The organism is Nocardioides marmoraquaticus (assembly GCF_054777915.1).
The window spans coordinates 76,676-92,039 of sequence record NZ_BAAHAA010000007.1; the positions used below are offsets into that span (position 1 = coordinate 76,676).

General features: G+C 74.3%; 13 protein-coding genes. 7 read left to right on the forward strand and 6 right to left on the reverse strand.

Translation table 11 applies throughout. The annotated features are described in order from the left end of the window. Nucleotides 1-7 precede the first annotated feature (7 nt). Nucleotides 8-802 (reverse strand): matrixin family metalloprotease, encoded by a 795-nt coding sequence (locus ACYU8I_RS07275; RefSeq protein ID WP_460839004.1) that lies wholly within the window; start codon nt 800-802, stop codon nt 8-10. Between the two features lie 74 nt (nt 803-876). Here ACYU8I_RS07275 and pcrA point away from each other — a divergent pair, with 74 nt between their 5' ends. Further along, the gene (gene pcrA, locus ACYU8I_RS07280; protein WP_460839006.1) at nt 877-3,315 is read left to right on the forward strand and encodes a DNA helicase PcrA; all 2,439 of its coding nucleotides are present in this window, start codon (nt 877-879) and stop codon (nt 3,313-3,315) included. Between the two features lie 434 nt (nt 3,316-3,749). On the opposite strand, the gene ACYU8I_RS07285 is transcribed toward pcrA, so the two are convergent. Next, nucleotides 3,750-4,589: a M23 family metallopeptidase gene (locus ACYU8I_RS07285; RefSeq protein WP_460839008.1), complete on the reverse strand. Its 840-nt coding sequence runs from the start codon at nt 4,587-4,589 to the stop codon at nt 3,750-3,752. A gap of 227 nt (nt 4,590-4,816) precedes the next feature. Between ACYU8I_RS07285 and ACYU8I_RS07290 the strand changes: the two genes are divergently transcribed. Beyond that, entirely contained in the window at nt 4,817-5,212 is a 396-nt protein-coding gene (locus ACYU8I_RS07290; protein WP_460839010.1) for a cobalamin B12-binding domain-containing protein, read from the forward strand. 7 nt (nt 5,213-5,219) lie between these two features. On the opposite strand, the gene ACYU8I_RS07295 is transcribed toward ACYU8I_RS07290, so the two are convergent. Further along, nucleotides 5,220-6,128 carry an alpha/beta fold hydrolase gene (locus ACYU8I_RS07295; RefSeq protein WP_460839013.1) on the reverse strand — a complete coding sequence of 303 codons (909 nt, stop codon included), beginning with the start codon at nt 6,126-6,128 and terminating at the stop codon, nt 5,220-5,222. Nucleotides 6,129-6,247: 119 nt separating this feature from the next. Here ACYU8I_RS07295 and sucC point away from each other — a divergent pair, with 119 nt between their 5' ends. Then, nucleotides 6,248-7,411: an ADP-forming succinate--CoA ligase subunit beta gene (gene sucC / locus ACYU8I_RS07300; RefSeq protein ID WP_460839016.1), complete on the forward strand. Its 1,164-nt coding sequence runs from the start codon at nt 6,248-6,250 to the stop codon at nt 7,409-7,411. A 12-nt stretch (nt 7,412-7,423) separates the two neighbouring features. Further along, nucleotides 7,424-8,308: a succinate--CoA ligase subunit alpha gene (sucD, locus tag ACYU8I_RS07305; RefSeq protein WP_460839017.1), complete on the forward strand. Its 885-nt coding sequence runs from the start codon at nt 7,424-7,426 to the stop codon at nt 8,306-8,308. 108 nt (nt 8,309-8,416) lie between these two features. On the opposite strand, the gene ACYU8I_RS07310 is transcribed toward sucD, so the two are convergent. The 3 genes from ACYU8I_RS07310 to ACYU8I_RS07320 form a co-directional block, all read right to left on the reverse strand. Next, nucleotides 8,417-9,010, reverse strand: a complete 594-nt coding sequence (locus ACYU8I_RS07310; protein WP_460839020.1) for a hypothetical protein — start codon at nt 9,008-9,010, stop codon at nt 8,417-8,419. Between the two features lie 65 nt (nt 9,011-9,075). Continuing rightward, complete coding sequence (locus tag ACYU8I_RS07315; RefSeq protein ID WP_460839022.1) at nt 9,076-10,251, reverse strand: kynureninase; 1,176 nt, start codon at nt 10,249-10,251, stop codon at nt 9,076-9,078. Further along, nucleotides 10,248-11,525 carry a hypothetical protein gene (locus tag ACYU8I_RS07320; RefSeq protein WP_460839024.1) on the reverse strand — a complete coding sequence of 426 codons (1,278 nt, stop codon included), beginning with the start codon at nt 11,523-11,525 and terminating at the stop codon, nt 10,248-10,250. The genes ACYU8I_RS07315 and ACYU8I_RS07320 overlap by 4 nt, the downstream gene beginning before the upstream one ends. 124 nt (nt 11,526-11,649) lie before the next feature. Between ACYU8I_RS07320 and ACYU8I_RS07325 the strand changes: the two genes are divergently transcribed. Genes ACYU8I_RS07325 through purH form a run of 3 tightly spaced genes read left to right on the forward strand, consistent with a single transcriptional unit; the run spans nt 11,650 to nt 15,158 of the window. Then, a complete protein-coding gene (locus tag ACYU8I_RS07325) occupies nt 11,650-12,909 on the forward strand; it encodes a cell division protein PerM (RefSeq protein ID WP_460839026.1) in 1,260 nt (419 codons plus the stop codon). A gap of 54 nt (nt 12,910-12,963) precedes the next feature. Next, a complete protein-coding gene (gene purN / locus ACYU8I_RS07330) occupies nt 12,964-13,575 on the forward strand; it encodes a phosphoribosylglycinamide formyltransferase (RefSeq protein WP_460839028.1) in 612 nt (203 codons plus the stop codon). Next, nucleotides 13,572-15,158 (forward strand): bifunctional phosphoribosylaminoimidazolecarboxamide formyltransferase/IMP cyclohydrolase, encoded by a 1,587-nt coding sequence (gene purH / locus ACYU8I_RS07335; protein ID WP_460839029.1) that lies wholly within the window; start codon nt 13,572-13,574, stop codon nt 15,156-15,158. The genes purN and purH overlap by 4 nt, the downstream gene beginning before the upstream one ends. The last annotated feature ends 206 nt before the right edge of the window (nt 15,159-15,364 follow it).

The following is a 15,364-nucleotide window of genomic DNA, read 5'->3' on the forward strand; positions in this document are numbered from 1 at the left end:
CGACGGCTCAGTCGCAGCGACCCTGACCGAGCCGACGCAGGCCCTCGCGGTCGCCCGGGCCGAGGTCGCGCTGGTCGGTGGTGACGGCGTACATCAGCTCGTCGGGGTCCTCGACGTGGTCGAGGCCGACGAGGTGGCCGAGCTCGTGCAACGTGATCGCGGCCGCGACGTCGGCCCCGTCGCGGCGCTGGGCGAGCTCGAGGAGGGTGTCGGTGTCGAGGGTGACCTGCCCGGTGAGGTAGCGCCGCTCGCGGCCCTCGCCGACCACCACGCTGCCGGCGATGCCCGCGACCTGTCCCTCGAGCTGGCTCACCTCGCTGGCGTCGGCGAACGTGACCAGCACGGGATCCGGGTCGGCGAGCTCCTCGGCGGAGACCTCGAAGCGACCGCGGTCCCACGACGGACGCCGCTCGCTCGCCCCGACGTAGCGCAGCTGCAGCCCGCTGGCCTGGTTGATCCGCTCGAGCCCGTCGAGCACCATCCGCAGGTCGGCCTCGGGGTCGGGCGCCCCGCGCAGGTTGACCTCCACCTCGACCACGTCGCAGGGCCGGTAGGTGACGGGCTGGCGCGGGCGCCCGGGCTGGGTGGTGGAGAAGCGGTAGGTGCCGCCGTCGGCGGTGCGCATGACCGGGGTGTCGGCCGCCTCGCCCGCCTCGGGTGCGGGCAGCTGCACCACCGGGTCGGTGAGGGCCGGCTTGAGCGCGTCGGGCACGAGGCCGGGCACGAAGACGGCGAGCCCCATCACCACGAGCACGCTCACGAGCGTGACCACCGCGTTGCGGCTGCCCCCGTGCGTCCCCACGCCGACGATGCTCCCACCCCGGGCCCAGCGCCGGGCTCGGTATTGACGGACCCGGCACCTAGGCTGGCCGGGAGATGACGATGCAGTTCCCGCTCCCCGGCATGACCGCGCCCGCCCCTGCCGCCACGCCCGCCGACGACGCACCGGAGGGGGAGCGCCCGGCCCGTCGCCGCGGCCCGTCCCGCGACGAGCTGCTCGACGGACTCAACGAGCCGCAGCGCGAGGCCGTCGTCCACGAGGGCCCGCCGCTGCTGGTGGTCGCCGGGGCCGGCTCGGGCAAGACCCGCGTGCTGACCCGGCGCATCGCGTGGCTGGTCTCGCAGCGCGGCGCCCACCCCGGCTCGATCCTCGCCATCACCTTCACCAACAAGGCGGCCGCCGAGATGCGCGAGCGCGTCGAGGAGCTCGTCGGCGCCCGGGCCCGCATCATGTGGGTCAGCACCTTCCACTCCGCGTGCGTGCGCATCCTGCGGCGCGAGGCCGACAAGCTGGGCTTCAAGTCGTCGTTCACCATCTACGACGCCGCCGACTCCAAGCGGCTGATGACGCTGGTGTGCCGCGACCAGGAGCTCGACGCCAAGCGCTTCCCGCCGCGCTCGGTGCTCAACTGGGTCAGCACCCAGAAGAACGAGCTGCGCGACCCCGACGACGCCGCGTCGATGGCGGAGAACGACCAGGAGCGCACCTACGCCGCGGCGTACGACGACTACCAGCGCCGGTTGCGCCAGGCCAACGCGATGGACTTCGACGACCTGCTCACCACCACGGTGCACCTGTTCCGGGCGTTTCCCGACGTGCGCCAGCACTGGCGGCGCCGCTTCCGCCACGTGCTCGTCGACGAGTACCAGGACACCAACCACGCGCAGTACGCCCTGGTCCACGAGCTGTGCGGCGCCGACCTCGAGGGCACCGACGTCGAGGACGCCCCGCCCGCCGAGCTGATGGTGGTCGGTGACGCCGACCAGTCGATCTACGCCTTCCGAGGCGCCAACATCCGCAACATCAACGACTTCGAGGCCGACTTCCCCGACGCCCGCACGGTGCTGCTCGAGCAGAACTACCGCTCGACCCAGACCATCCTCACCGCCGCCAACGCCGTCATCGGCCGCAACGAGGGCCGCACCCCCAAGAACCTCTGGACCGACGCTGGCCAAGGTGCCCAGGTCGTCGGCTACGTCGGCGACGACGAGCGCGACGAGGCCCGCTTCGTGGCCGAGGAGATCGACAAGCTCACCGACGAGCACGGGGTGCGCTCGGGCGACGTCGCGGTCTTCTACCGCACCAACGCGCAGTCGCGGGTCTTCGAGGAGGTCTTCATCCGGGTGGGGCTGCCATACCGGGTGGTCGGCGGCGTCCGCTTCTACGAGCGCCGCGAGGTGCGTGACGCGATCGCCTACCTGCGGGTGCTCGCCAACCCGGCCGACAGCGTGTCGCTGCGCCGCATCCTCAACACGCCCAAGCGCGGCATCGGCGAGCGCGCCGAGGCCTGCGTCGAGGCGCTGGCCGCCCGCGACCGGATCACCTTCTGGGAGGCGCTGCAGCGCGCCGAGGACGCCCCCGGCATCGCCAGCCGCTCGCTCAACGCCATCCGCGGGTTCGTCGAGGTCGTCGAGCAGCTGCAGCAGATGGTCGAGGCCGACGAGCGCGTCGACGTCGTGCTCGAGCAGGCGCTGACCCGCTCGGGCTACCTGCAGGAGCTCGAGGCCTCCGAGGACCCGCAGGACGAGACCCGCGTGGAGAACCTCGCCGAGCTCGTCGCCGTCGCCCGCGAGTTCGCCGACGACCCGCAGGTGGGGCCCTCGGCCGACCCGGCCGCCGTCGAGGCGGGGGAGGCGGGCCCGCCCGGGCTGAGCGACTTCCTCGAGCGGGTCGCGCTGGTCGCCGACTCCGACCAGATCCCCGACGCCCCCGCCGACGACCCGACCGCACCGCCCGACCCCGGCGTCGTCACCCTGATGACGCTGCACACCGCCAAGGGCCTGGAGTTCCCGGTCGTCTTCCTCACCGGGCTCGAGGACGGCGTCTTCCCCCACAGCCGCTCGCTCGGCGACAAGCCGGAGCTGGAGGAGGAGCGTCGGCTCGCCTACGTCGGGCTCACCCGCGCCCGCGAGCGCCTCTACGTCTCCCGGGCCGTGGTCCGCTCCGCCTGGGGCGCCCCGCAGCACAACCCCGCCTCGCGCTTCGTCGACGAGCTGCCCGTCGGCCTCGTCGACTGGCGCCGCACCGCCGACGAGATGACCTCGTGGAGCCGGCCGCAGCTGGGGTACGCCTCTCGCCCGCAGCAGCGCTTCGGTGCCGCCACCGCACGGCGCGACGCCGCGGTCAAGGCCAAGGCCAGCCGGCCCATCCCGGCCCTCGACCCCGGCGACCGCGTGCAGCACGACTCCTTCGGCCTCGGCACCGTCGTCGCCGTCGAGGGCGCCGGCACCGACAACGCCGTCGCCTCGATCGACTTCGGCGCCGACGGCGTCAAGCGGCTGCTGCTCCGCTACGCCCCGGTCGAGAAGCTGTAGGGCCCGGCGCCCCTCGAGGCCCGCTCCGCTCGCACCTCAGGGACCGTCGGCCGTCCCGCTCCCTGAGGAGCCCCGCGAGGGACGAGCGGGGTGTCACGAAGGGGCGGCGCCCTTCGAGGCTCGCTCCGCTCGCACCTCAGGGAGCGTCGGCCGTCCCGCTCCCTGAGGAGCCCCGCGAGGGACGAGCGGGGTGTCACGAAGGGGCGGCGCCCTTCGAGGCTCGCTCCGCTCGCACCTCAGGGAGCGTCGGCCGTCCCGCTCCCTGAGGAGCCCCGCGAGGGACGAGCGGGGTGTCACGAAGGGGCGGCGCCCTTCGAGGCTCGCCCCGCTCGCACCTCAGGGAGCGGAGCGGCTCGCTCCGCTCGCACCTCAGGGAGCGGAGCAGCGGGAGCCACGGCGCTCAACTGCTTCCTGACCGGGCCCGAGCGGGAGCGTCAGGGGGTGACGCCGTGCGCCTGCAGAGCGGCGTACGGGTCGACGGGGTCGCCGCCGCCGGGGCGCACCTCGAGGTGGAGGTGGGGGCCGGTGGAGTTGCCGGTCGAGCCGACCGAGCCGATGGTCTGGCCCGAGCTCACGGTCTGGCCGGCCTTGACGCCGACGGCGGTCTGGTGGCAGTACCAGACCTCGGTGCCGTCCTCGAGCGTGACGATCGTGCGGTTGCCGTAGGCGCCGGCCCAGCCGGTCTCGGTGACCGTGCCGGCCGCGATCGAGACGATCGGGGTGCCGGAGGGGGCGGCGAAGTCGAGGCCGGTGTGGTTGCTCGACCACATGCTCCCGGACATGCCGAAGCGGGCCGTCAGCCGGTAGCTGCTCGTCGGGAGGGTCCAGACGTTCTTGGCGAGCTCGCCGGCGCGGGCCTCGGTGGCGCGGGCGAGCGACTTGAGCTCGGCGTTGCGCTCCTCGGCCTGCTCCTCGGCGGCCTGGACCAGCTCGGCGTCGGCGGCGTCCTCGAGGGCCTGGCGGGCGGAGTCGCGGCTGACGGCGGCCCGGCGGTCGCCGAGGTCGGTGACGACGTCCTGGCTGCTGGTGGCGGAGCCGATGTCGGCGGTCGCCGTGCCGACGCCCGCCGCGAGGGCGTCGCCGGAGGTGTGCACGGCGCCGGTGCCCGCGACGGCGAGGACGGCGACGCCGACGAGGCTGGGGACGGCCCGCAGCGGGCGGCCGAGCAGCGCGCTGCCGGTACGACGCGCGTCGGTCGGTGGGGCGACGCGACGGCCGGGGGTCACCGGCCCGCGGTGGCGCACGACTCGGCGTGCGGCGCGGTGCTGTGCCATGGATGGGCCGTCCTGGTCGGGTGTCGGATCGGGTCGGGTGGGTACACGACCCCACCTGACCGACAGCCGACGATAGCCGCGGCCGCCGGTGAGGCAAATTCGGTTGCGCACCCATGGGCCCCATGTCGGGGTGCCTGCGGGGCCACGCCTGGGCGTCCGCCGTGCCCTGTGGCGTTGCTCACGGTACGCCGCGCAGCCCCGCACCGCAGGGGGATAGGGTCACTCGCATGCTGCGCATCGTGGTGGCCAAACCGGGACTCGACGGGCACGACCGCGGGGCGAAGGTCGTCGCCCGCGCGCTGCGCGACGCCGGTCACGAGGTCGTCTACACGGGCCTGCACCAGACCCCCGAGCAGATCGTCGAGACGGCGCTGCAGGAGGACGCCGACATGATCGGCCTCTCGGTGCTCTCGGGCGCCCACATGACGTTGTTCCGCCGCGTCACCGAGCTGCTCGCGGAGCGCGACGCCACCGACGTCGTCGTCTTCGGCGGCGGCATCGTCCCCGACGAGGACCTCGCCCCGCTGGCCGAGATGGGGGTGCAGCGCATCTTCACCCCGGGTGCGACCACCGGCGAGATCACCGGCTGGGTCGCCGAGCAGGAGCAGGCGCTCCAGGCCTGACCCGGGGCTACGCCGCCCGCTCCTCCTGCCGCTCGACGAAGCGGCGTACCAGCGCGGCGAGCTGGTCGGGTGCCGCCCGCGGCACCCAGTGGCCCTGGTCGAGCTCGACGCGGGTCAGGTCGCGGCAGCGCGCCTCGAGGTGCACCAGCGAGCGGGGCCGGATGTAGCCGTCGCGGGTGGCCACGACGACCTGCACCGGCAGCGAGGTGCGCCACGCGCGGGGTCGGCCGACGCGGGCGAGGTTGGCGCCGTACAGCTGCACGGCGGGGTCGACGTTGGCCTGCACCTCGGGCCCCCAGGGCAGCAGGTGCGAGGTGGGGTCGATGCGCTCGAAGACGCGTCGCGACAGCCCCATGCCGCGGCGCGCTACGAGCCGGGGCAGGCCCGGGAGGCAGAACACCAGGGCGTAGGTGCTGTGCAGCACCTGCGGCAGCATCCGCAGCCGGCCCCGCCACGTCGACAGGAGCGTGCCCACGTGGTCGAGCGGGGGACCGCTGACCGAGGTCCACGAGGCCAGCCGGCCCTGCAGGCGGGGATCGCGGGTCGCGGCGGCCACCACCTCCCACCCGATGATCGAGCCCCAGTCGTGGCCGACGAGGTGCACCCGCCGTCCGGCCGGCACGGTCGCCTCGACCACGGCCGCGACGTCCTCCACCAGCAGCCCGAGGTCGTACGCCGCCCGCTCGCGCGGCCGCGACGAGCGGCCGGCCCCGCGGTTGTCGACGGTGACGACGTGCCAGGCGTCCGGCAGCGTCGCGACCACGGGGTCCCACATCGTGCGGTCGTCGGGGAAGCCGTGCAGCAGGAGCACGTGGACGTCGGCGTCGCGATCGCCGTGCTCGGCGACCGCGAGGGTCACCGGCGCGACGCCGACGGGGACCGCGGTGGACGTGACCTGCGTCTCGATGGCCCTCACGTCGCGACCCTACGGTGCAGTAGCCGGCGAATCAGGTCTATGGTCGGCGAGGCGCCGGGCTGCCTCCCGTGCAGCACGCGGCGCACCAGCACCCGAGAGATCACGAGGAGCGGTCGTCCGTGGACCTGATGGAGTACCAGGCGAAGGAGCTCTTCGCCAAGCATGGTGTGGCGGTGACGCTCGGCAAGACCGTCGAGACCGCCGAGGAGGCCAAGGCGGCCGCCGAGGAGCTCGGCGGCGTGACGGTGGTCAAGGCCCAGGTCAAGGCGGGCGGTCGCGGCAAGGCGGGCGGCGTCAAGATCGCCAAGACCGCTGACGAGGCGTTCCAGCACGCGACCGACATCCTCGCGCTGACCATCAAGGACCTCCCGGTCAACCGCGTCATGGTCACCCCGGCCACCCCGCCGGTGGAGGAGTACTACTTCTCCTTCCTGCTCGACCGCTCCAACCGGTCCTACCTGTGCATCGCCTCGGTCGAGGGCGGCGTGGAGATCGAGGAGGTCGCCAAGACCAACCCCGACGCCGTCAAGCAGATCCCGATCTCGGCGGCCACCGGCGTCGACGCGGCCAAGGCCGAGTCGATCGTCGACGAGGCCGGCTTCCCGGCCGAGCTGCGCGACCAGGCGATCGAGATGGTCCAGCAGCTGTGGACCGTCTTCGTCGAGGAGGACGCCACACTGGTCGAGGTCAACCCGCTGGCGCGGCTCGAGGGCGACAAGCTCGAGGCGCTCGACGGCAAGGTGTCGCTCGACGACAACGCAGACTTCCGCCACGAGGACCACGCGTCGTTCGAGATCCGCGAGGAGGCCGACGCCCTGGAGTCGAAGGCCAAGGACAAGGGCCTCAACTACGTCAAGCTCGACGGTGCCGTCGGCATCATCGGCAACGGAGCCGGTCTGGTCATGTCGACCCTCGACGTGGTCGCCTACGCCGGCGAGAAGCACGGCGGGGTCACCCCGGCCAACTTCCTCGACATCGGCGGCGGCGCCAACGCCCAGGTGATGGCCGACGGCCTCGACGTCATCCTCGGCGACGAGCAGGTCAAGAGCGTCTTCGTCAACGTCTTCGGCGGCATCACCGCCTGCGACGAGGTCGCCAACGGCATCAAGGGCGCCCTGGAGATCCTCGGCGACGCCGCGACGAAGCCCTTGGTGGTGCGGCTCGACGGCAACAACGTCGACAAGGGCCGCGCGATCCTCGACGAGCTGGACCACCCGCTCGTCACGCAGGTCGACACCATGGACGGCGCGGCCGACAAGGCCGCCGAGCTGGCGAACACGTAAGGGCCCACGACTGTGTCTATCTACCTCGACAAGAACTCCAAGATCATCGTCCAGGGCATGACCGGTGGCATGGGCTCCAAGCACACCACCCTCATGGTCGAGGCCGGCAGCAACATCGTCGGCGGCGTCAACGCCCGCAAGGCGGGCACTTCCGTCGAGCTGGGCGGCCAGGAGCTGCCGGTCTTCGGCAGCGTGGCGGAGGCCATGAAGGAGACCGGCGCCGACGTGTCGGTCGTCTTCGTGCCCCCGGCGTTCACCAAGGACGCCTGCATCGAGGCCATCGACGCCGGCATCGACCTGCTCGTCGTCATCACCGAGGGCGTGCCCGTGCAGGACTCCGCCGAGGTCTTCGCCTACCTCGAGGGCAAGTCGACCCGCATGATCGGGCCCAACTGCCCGGGGATCATCACCCCGGAGGAGTCGCTGGCCGGCATCACGCCGCACACCATCGCCGGCAAGGGCCCCATCGGCCTCGTCTCCAAGTCGGGCACGCTGACTTACCAGATGATGTTCGAGCTGAAGGACTTCGGCTTCTCGACGGCCATCGGCATCGGCGGCGACCCGGTCATCGGCACCACCCACATCGACGCGCTGCAGGCCTTCGAGGACGACCCGGAGACCGAGGCCATCGTGATGATCGGCGAGATCGGCGGCGACGCCGAGGAGCGCGCGGCGGCGTACATCAAGGACCACGTGACCAAGCCGGTCGTCGGCTACGTCGCCGGGTTCACCGCCCCGGAGGGCAAGACCATGGGCCACGCCGGCGCCATCGTCTCCGGCTCCTCGGGCACCGCGCAGGCCAAGAAGGAGGCGCTCGAGGCGGTCGGCGTCAAGGTCGGCAAGACGCCGTCCGAGACCGCGCGCCTCATGCGGGAGATCTTGAGCGCCCGAGGCTGAGCTAGCGCCTCGAAACCCTGCAGGACCGCTGACCCGCATCACCCTCGATCGGGGAGGATCCGCCGCACCTGGTGCGGAGGATCCTCCCCGATCGTGCGTCGGGACGCCTCAGCCGTCGGTCGCCTCGACCTCGACGGAGCCGACCATCTGCCGGAGCTCCTCGAGCCGCTCGTCGGGCACCTCGGCCAGGGGCAGCGCGGCGCGGAGGAAGACGGCGTACGTCGTGTCGGCGACCTCCGGCTGGAAGAGCGCGATCCGCAGGGTCTCGTCGTCGGTGCCGACGGTGAGGAAGGTGACGTCCTTGCCGCCGACCGACTCCTCCTCGACGTCGGCCTCGGTGCCGGGCACCAGCCCGGTGCGCAGCGACTCGATCTCCTCGGCGAGGTCGGCGCCCTGCTTGGCGCCCACCGACGTCGTGAGCAGCGCGTCGCCCTCCCGGCTCTCGGCCCGCTGCGGGCCGGTGGCGTCGTAGCTCGCGGGGAAGCGCCAGCTGACCTCGCTGTCGGTGCCCGCGAGCACCACGCCCTGCCGCGGCCGGGCGAGCAGGTCGTCGTCGACCTCGACGTCCGCGCTCGGTGAGGCCTCGGTCTGCGAGCCGCCGGGCTCCGTCGCGTCGCCATTGCCGCAGCCGGCCAGGGTCGTCGCCAGCACCAGTGCGGAGGCGAGCGCCGCCCCCCGGGTGGTGGTCGTGCGTCGGGTCATGTCGGCTCCGTGGGTCGGCGTGGTGGGCGCGTCAGGCCGGACGTGCCCACCGTCGGCGAGGGCGATCAGGTGACCGCGTTGCGGGCGTCGTACGCCGGGTCGAGGTGCTCGCCGCGGTCGAGGACGAGCGCGAGGCGCTCGAGCGCCGTGTCGACGTCGCCCGCGGTGTTGTAGAGCGGCGCGAAGCCGAACCGGGCGATGTCGGGGTCGCGGAAGTCGCCGACGACGCCGCGGGCGATGAGCGCCTGCACCACGGCGTAGGCGCGGTCGTGGCGGAACGACACCTGGCTGCCGCGTCGGGCGTGCTCGCGGGGGGTGACGACGTCGAGCCCCAGCACGTCGAGGCCGGCGACGAAGCGGTCGGTCAGCGCCAGCGAGGTCGCACGCAGGTCGTCGACGTCGACCCCGTCGAAGGCGGCCAGCGAGGCCTCCAGCGCCGACAGCGCCAGCACGGGCGGCGTGCCGGAGGCGAACCTCGCGACGCCGGGCGCGGGCTCGTAGTCGCGGGCCATGGCGAAGGGCGTGGCGTGGCCGAACCAGCCCGTGACGGGTTGGCGGGCGGCGTCCTGGTGGCGCGGGGCGACCCAGAGGTACGCCGGCGACCCGGGCCCGCCGTTGAGGTACTTGTAGGTGCACCCGACGGCCATGTCGGCCCCGGCGGCGGTGAGGTCGACGGGCACCGCCCCGGCGGAGTGGCACAGGTCCCACAGCACCAGCGCCCCGCGCTCCTGGGCGGCGGCCGTGACGGAGGGCAGGTCGTACAGCGCGCCGGTGCGGAAGTCGACCTGGGTCAGGCAGAGCAGCGCGACGTCGTGGTCGACCGCCGCGACCGGGTCGGCGGGGTCGCACCAGCGCAGCTCGAGACCGAGCAGGTCGGCGACGCCGGCGAGGACGTAGCCGTCGGTGGGGAAGGTGGTCGGCTCGCAGACCAGCACCCGGCGGTCGGGGCGCAGCCGGGCGGCGGCCACCGCGAGCTTGAAGAGGCTGACGCTGGTGGAGTCGCCGAGGTGCACGTCGGCGCCGTCGACGCCGAGGAGGGGCGCGAGCCGGTCGGCCACGCGACGCACCAGGCGGGTCCAGCCGGCGTCGTTCCACGACCGGACCAGGCCCTCGCCCCACTCGCCCCGGACCACCTCGGCAACCCGGTCGGCGACGCCGTGGGGGAGCGCCCCCAACGAGTTGCCGTCGAGGTAGACCACGCCGTCGGGCAGGTGCACCGGGCTCGTCACGGGTGCGCTCATCGGCTGCCCTCCAGCTCTGTCAACCGGTCGCGGGCCCGGTCGAGCACCGCGGCGAACGCCGCCCGGTCGAGGTCGGCCCGGCCGGCGGGCGTGAGCAGCACCTGGGTGACGACGCGGCCCGATCGTGCCACGCCCATCCAGGACGCGACGGTGCTGTCGTCGCTCACCTCCTGCTCGAGGCGCCAGTACGACGTGACCTCGCCGCCGCGCACCGAGCCGACCTCGGTGGCGACCAACCGGACCGACAGGTCGTCGTCCTCGCACCCGGCCATGGCCGACACCACGCCGTCGACCACCTCCTGCGCCCGGGCACCGGTGCGGAAGGTCCCCACGGTCTGGGTCAGCCCGAAGCGGTCGGGCAGGTCGCTCTCCGGCACCAGGTAGGTGCGCGTGCGCGCGCCCGGCGCGCCGTTGCCGACGAAGGCGGTGTCGTCGCACGCGGTCGCCGCGGCGTTGGGCCGGGCGCGCACCGGTCGGGTGCCGACCCACGGCTGCTCGACCCCGGGCAGCTGGGGCAGGTCGGTGACCGACAGGGTGCCGCGGGCCTCGCCGGAGGGCGGCAGGCTGGTGCGGCGTACCTCCGCACGGTCGGGGCAGAAGGCCGCCGCGTCGGCCTCGCAGACCCCGGTCACGGCCCGACGCAGCAGCGTGGCGAAGGGCTCGATGCCGACGGGTCGACCGTCGCCCTCGACCACCACGGAGACGGTCACGCGGTCGGAGCGCACCACCCCGACCAGCAGGTCGCCCTGCCGGCCCCGGCCCTGCCGACCGCCGTCCGCCGGGGTCTCCAGGCGCACCACCTCGGCGCGCGTGCCGAGGCCCTGCACCTGCCACGCGCCGACGAGTCCGACCCGCGCCTCCTGGCACCCGGCGAACCAGCCGAGGGTGGTGGCGAAGGCGTCGCTCGCCGAGCGCGAGTCGCGCGAGACCTCGACCGTCTGCAGCACCGACCGGTCCTGCTCGCCCTGCCGTACCAGGCGGCGCACGAGGGTGCCCTCGCCGTCGGGGTCGGCGAAGCGGGCGCGCTGGCAGCGGGTGTTGATGCCGTCACCGGTGGTGTTGTCACCGGTGCCGTCGACGCTCCAGCGACTGCCGCCCGGGAGGTCGGCGAGGTCGGCCGGCTCGAGCAGCATCTCCGGGGTGACGGGGCGGGCGACCGGCTGCTGGGCCCCGGGCTCGGGGCCGCCACCCGGCAGGAGGAGCAGGACGCCGGCGACCACGGCCAGCACGGTGAGCACCGCGACCGGCACGAGGACCCGGAGGTGGCCGGTCACCCGACGCCTCGGCCGGGGCGGCGGCCCCGGGGGCGCGGGGGAGGACGGCGGGGCTGGCACGAGGGCCCAGGCTACCGGGCGTGGCGAACCGGGCCGCGGGCTCGCGTCGGTCAGGATGGTCGCGATGACCGACCTGGCGAGCCAACCCACCCGCACCACGCAGGGCGCCCCGCGCCCCGAGCGCGGTGGCCGGTCGCGCTGGCAGGGCACCTGGTCCCGGCTCCGCGGGCGCGAGGAGCGCACCCTCGCCGGCGCCGCCGCGCTCGCCGCGCTGGGCGCGGTCGTCGGTGGCCTGCTCGTGCTCATGGTGCTCGCGCTGGCCGGCTGGTACCTCGCCGAGGCCGGCGCCTACGGCACGACCACCTCGGCGCTCCTGGTCGCGGTCCAGGTCTGGCTGCTCGGCCACGGCGCGACGCTCTCGATCGGGGGCGTGCCCTTCGGGCTCGTGCCCCTGGCCGTGACCCTCGGGCAGGCCTACCTGCTCCTGAGGCTCGCGCGCCGCGCCGGTCGCACCGCCCGGCCCGGCGCCGACGACCGCACCCTGCTCCAGGCGGGCACGGTGCTCGTCGGCGTCTACGTCGTGCTGGTCACCGCCCTCTGCGTGCTCACCGGCGGTGGCCCCGTCAGCGCCGCGATCCCGGGCGCTGTGCTCGGCTCGGCGCTGCTCGCGGCGGTCGTCGGGCCGCTCGGCCTGGCCCAGGGCACCGGGCGGCTGCCCGAGCTGCTCGAGCGGGTGCCGGGCTGGGCGCGCGCGGTCGTGCACGGCGCGGTCGCCTCCTGCGGTGCGGTGCTGGCGGCGGCGACGCTGCTCCTCGTGGTGGCGCTCGCCTTCGGCTTCAACGACGCCATGGCGGTGCTCGCCGGGCTCCGCCTCGGCGGCAGCGACCAGGTCGCCTACGCCGCGGCCACGCTCCTGCTGGTGCCCAACGCCGTGGTGATGGCGGCCGCCTACCTGCTCGGCCCCGGGTTCGCCGTGGGCGCCGGCACTGTGGTCTCGCCGACCGCGGTCGCCCTGGGACCGGTCCCCGCCTTCCCGCTGCTGGCCGCCCTGCCCGACGACGGCCCTGCCCCCGCGTGGCTGGTCGGCGTGCTCGCCGTCCCCGGCGTCGCGGCCGTGCTCGGCGCCGCCCGCGCCCAGCGCGCCTACGGCGTGGCCGCCCGCGACTCGGCCGCGCTGCGCGGCTTCGGTGCCGGCGCCCTGGCCGGCGTCCTGATGACGGTGCTGTGCTGGCTCGCCGGTGGTCCGGTCGGCGACGGGCGCCTCGCCGTCGTGGGCCCGCCCGTGGCCGAGGTGCTGGTGCTGGCCGTCGGCTCCATGAGCATCGCCGGGCTCGTCTCCGGCAGCGTGGTCGCCTGGTGGCAGCGCCGCCGGGCCCGAGCCTGAGACCCGTCCACCCGCGGTTCGCCCGCACGGCGTCCGCTCACTAGGGTGAGGCCCGTGCCGCTCCGTCTCGTCGTGCTCGTCTCGGGCGGCGGCACCAACCTCCAGGCCCTGCTCGACGCGGCGGCCGGCCCTGCGGCGTACGGCGCCGAGGTGGTGGCGGTGGGCTCCGACCGCGACGGTGTCGAGGGTCTCGCCCGGGCCGTGCGCGCCGGCGTGCCGACCTTCGTCGAGCGGTTGCGCGACCACGACGACCGCGCCGCGTGGGACGCCGCGCTCGCCGACGCCGTCGCGTCCTACGAGCCCGACCTGGTGGTGCTGGCGGGCTTCATGAAGCTCGTCGGGCCCGGGTTCCTCGGCCGGTTCCCCGACCGCGTCGTCAACACCCACCCGGCACTGTGCCCGGCGTTCCCCGGCACCACCGGGCCCGCCGACGCCCTGGCGTACGGCGTCAAGGTCACCGGCGCCACCCTCTTCGTGGTCGACGACGGCGTCGACACCGGGCCGATCGTCGCCCAGGCGGCGGTGCCCGTCCTCGACGACGACGACGTCGAGACCCTCCACGAGCGCATCAAGGTCGCCGAGCGCCAGATGCTCGTCGACGCCGTGGGCGCGATCGCCCGCGACGGACTCACCATCACCGACAGGAAGGTGCGGATCGGCGCATGAGCACGACCCCCAGCAGCACCCAGGGAGCGGACCGCGTCGAGATCAGGCGGGCACTGGTCTCGGTCTACGACAAGACCGGCCTCGAGGAGCTGGTGCGCGGTCTCGCCGACGCGGGCGTCGAGCTCGTCTCGACCGGCGGCTCGGCCCGGCTCATCGCCGAGCTCGACCTCCCGGTCACCCGGGTCGAGGACCTCACCGGGTTCCCCGAGTGCCTCGACGGCCGGGTCAAGACGCTGCACCCGCGCGTGCACGCCGGCATCCTGGCCGACCGTCGCCTGCCCGAGCACGTCGCGCAGCTGACCGAGCTCGGGGTGGCGCCGTTCGACCTGGTGGTCTCCAACCTCTACCCCTTCACCGACACCGTCGCCTCGGGCGCCGGGCCCGACGAGTGCGTCGAGCAGATCGACATCGGCGGGCCGTCGATGGTGCGGGCCGCCGCCAAGAACCACCCCTCGGTCGCCATCGTCACCTCGCCGGAGCGCTACGCGGACGTGCTCGAGGCCGTCGCCGCGGGCGGCTTCACCCTCGAGCAGCGCAAGGCGCTGGCCGCCGAGGCGTTCGTGCACACGGCGACCTACGACGTCGCGGTCGCCAGCTGGATGGGCAACGTGCTCACCGACTCCTCCGGCGGGGCCGGCTTCCCCGCGTGGGTCGGCGCGACCTGGGAGCGTGCCGCGGTGCTGCGCTACGGCGAGAACCCGCACCAGTCGGCCGCTCTCTACGCCTCCGGCCAGGGCGCCGGGCTCGCCCAGGCGCGCCAGCTCCACGGCAAGGAGATGTCCTACAACAACTACGTCGACGCCGACGCCGCGTGGCGCGCTGCGCACGACTTCGCCGACCCGGCCGTCGCGATCATCAAGCACGCCAACCCGTGCGGCATCGCCACCGGCGCCGACGTCGCCGAGGCCCACCGCAAGGCCCACGAGTGCGACTCCGTCTCCGCCTTCGGCGGCGTCATCGCCGTCAACCGCCCGGTCACGGTCGCGATGGCCGAGCAGGTGGCCGAGGTCTTCACCGAGGTCGTCGTCGCCCCGGCGTACGACGAGGGCGCGGCCGAGGTGCTGCAGGCCAAGAAGAACATCCGGCTGCTCGTGTGCGAGTCGCCCGCGGGCGGCGGCATCGAGATGCGGCCGGTCTCCGGCGGGCTCCTGCTCCAGGAGCGCGACGCCATCGACGCCTCCGGCGACGACCCCGCCACCTGGACCCTCGCCACCGGCGAGGCCGCCTCCGACGAGGTGCTCGCCGACCTGGTCTTCGCCTGGCGCGCCGTGCGGGCCGCCAAGTCCAACGCCATCCTGCTCGCCCGCGACGGCGCCTCGGTCGGCATCGGCATGGGCCAGGTCAACCGGGTCGACTCCTGCCGCCTCGCCGTCTCGCGGGCGGGGGAGGAGCGGGCCCGCGGCTCCGTCGCCGCCTCCGACGCGTTCTTCCCCTTCGAGGACGGCCCCCAGATCCTCATCGACGCCGGCGTCCGCGCCATCGTCCAGCCCGGCGGCTCGGTCCGCGACGAGCTGACCGTCGAGGCCTGCGAGAAGGCCGGCGTCACGATGTACCTCACCGGCACGAGGCACTTCGCCCACTGAGACCCGGTGAGACGGAGGGCGATCGTGACCCTCGGACCGGCGCGCACGTCGCCGGGTCTCGCGGCTCGGGCCTGGCGGCCCTCGCACCTCGACCAGCCTGGGCGTCCCCCGGGAAGCGCGTCGTGCCGCTCCCTGAGGTGCGAGCGCAGCGAGCCACGAAGGGCGGCGCTGGTGTGGAGGAGCGTGTGGTGCCGCTCCCTGAGGTG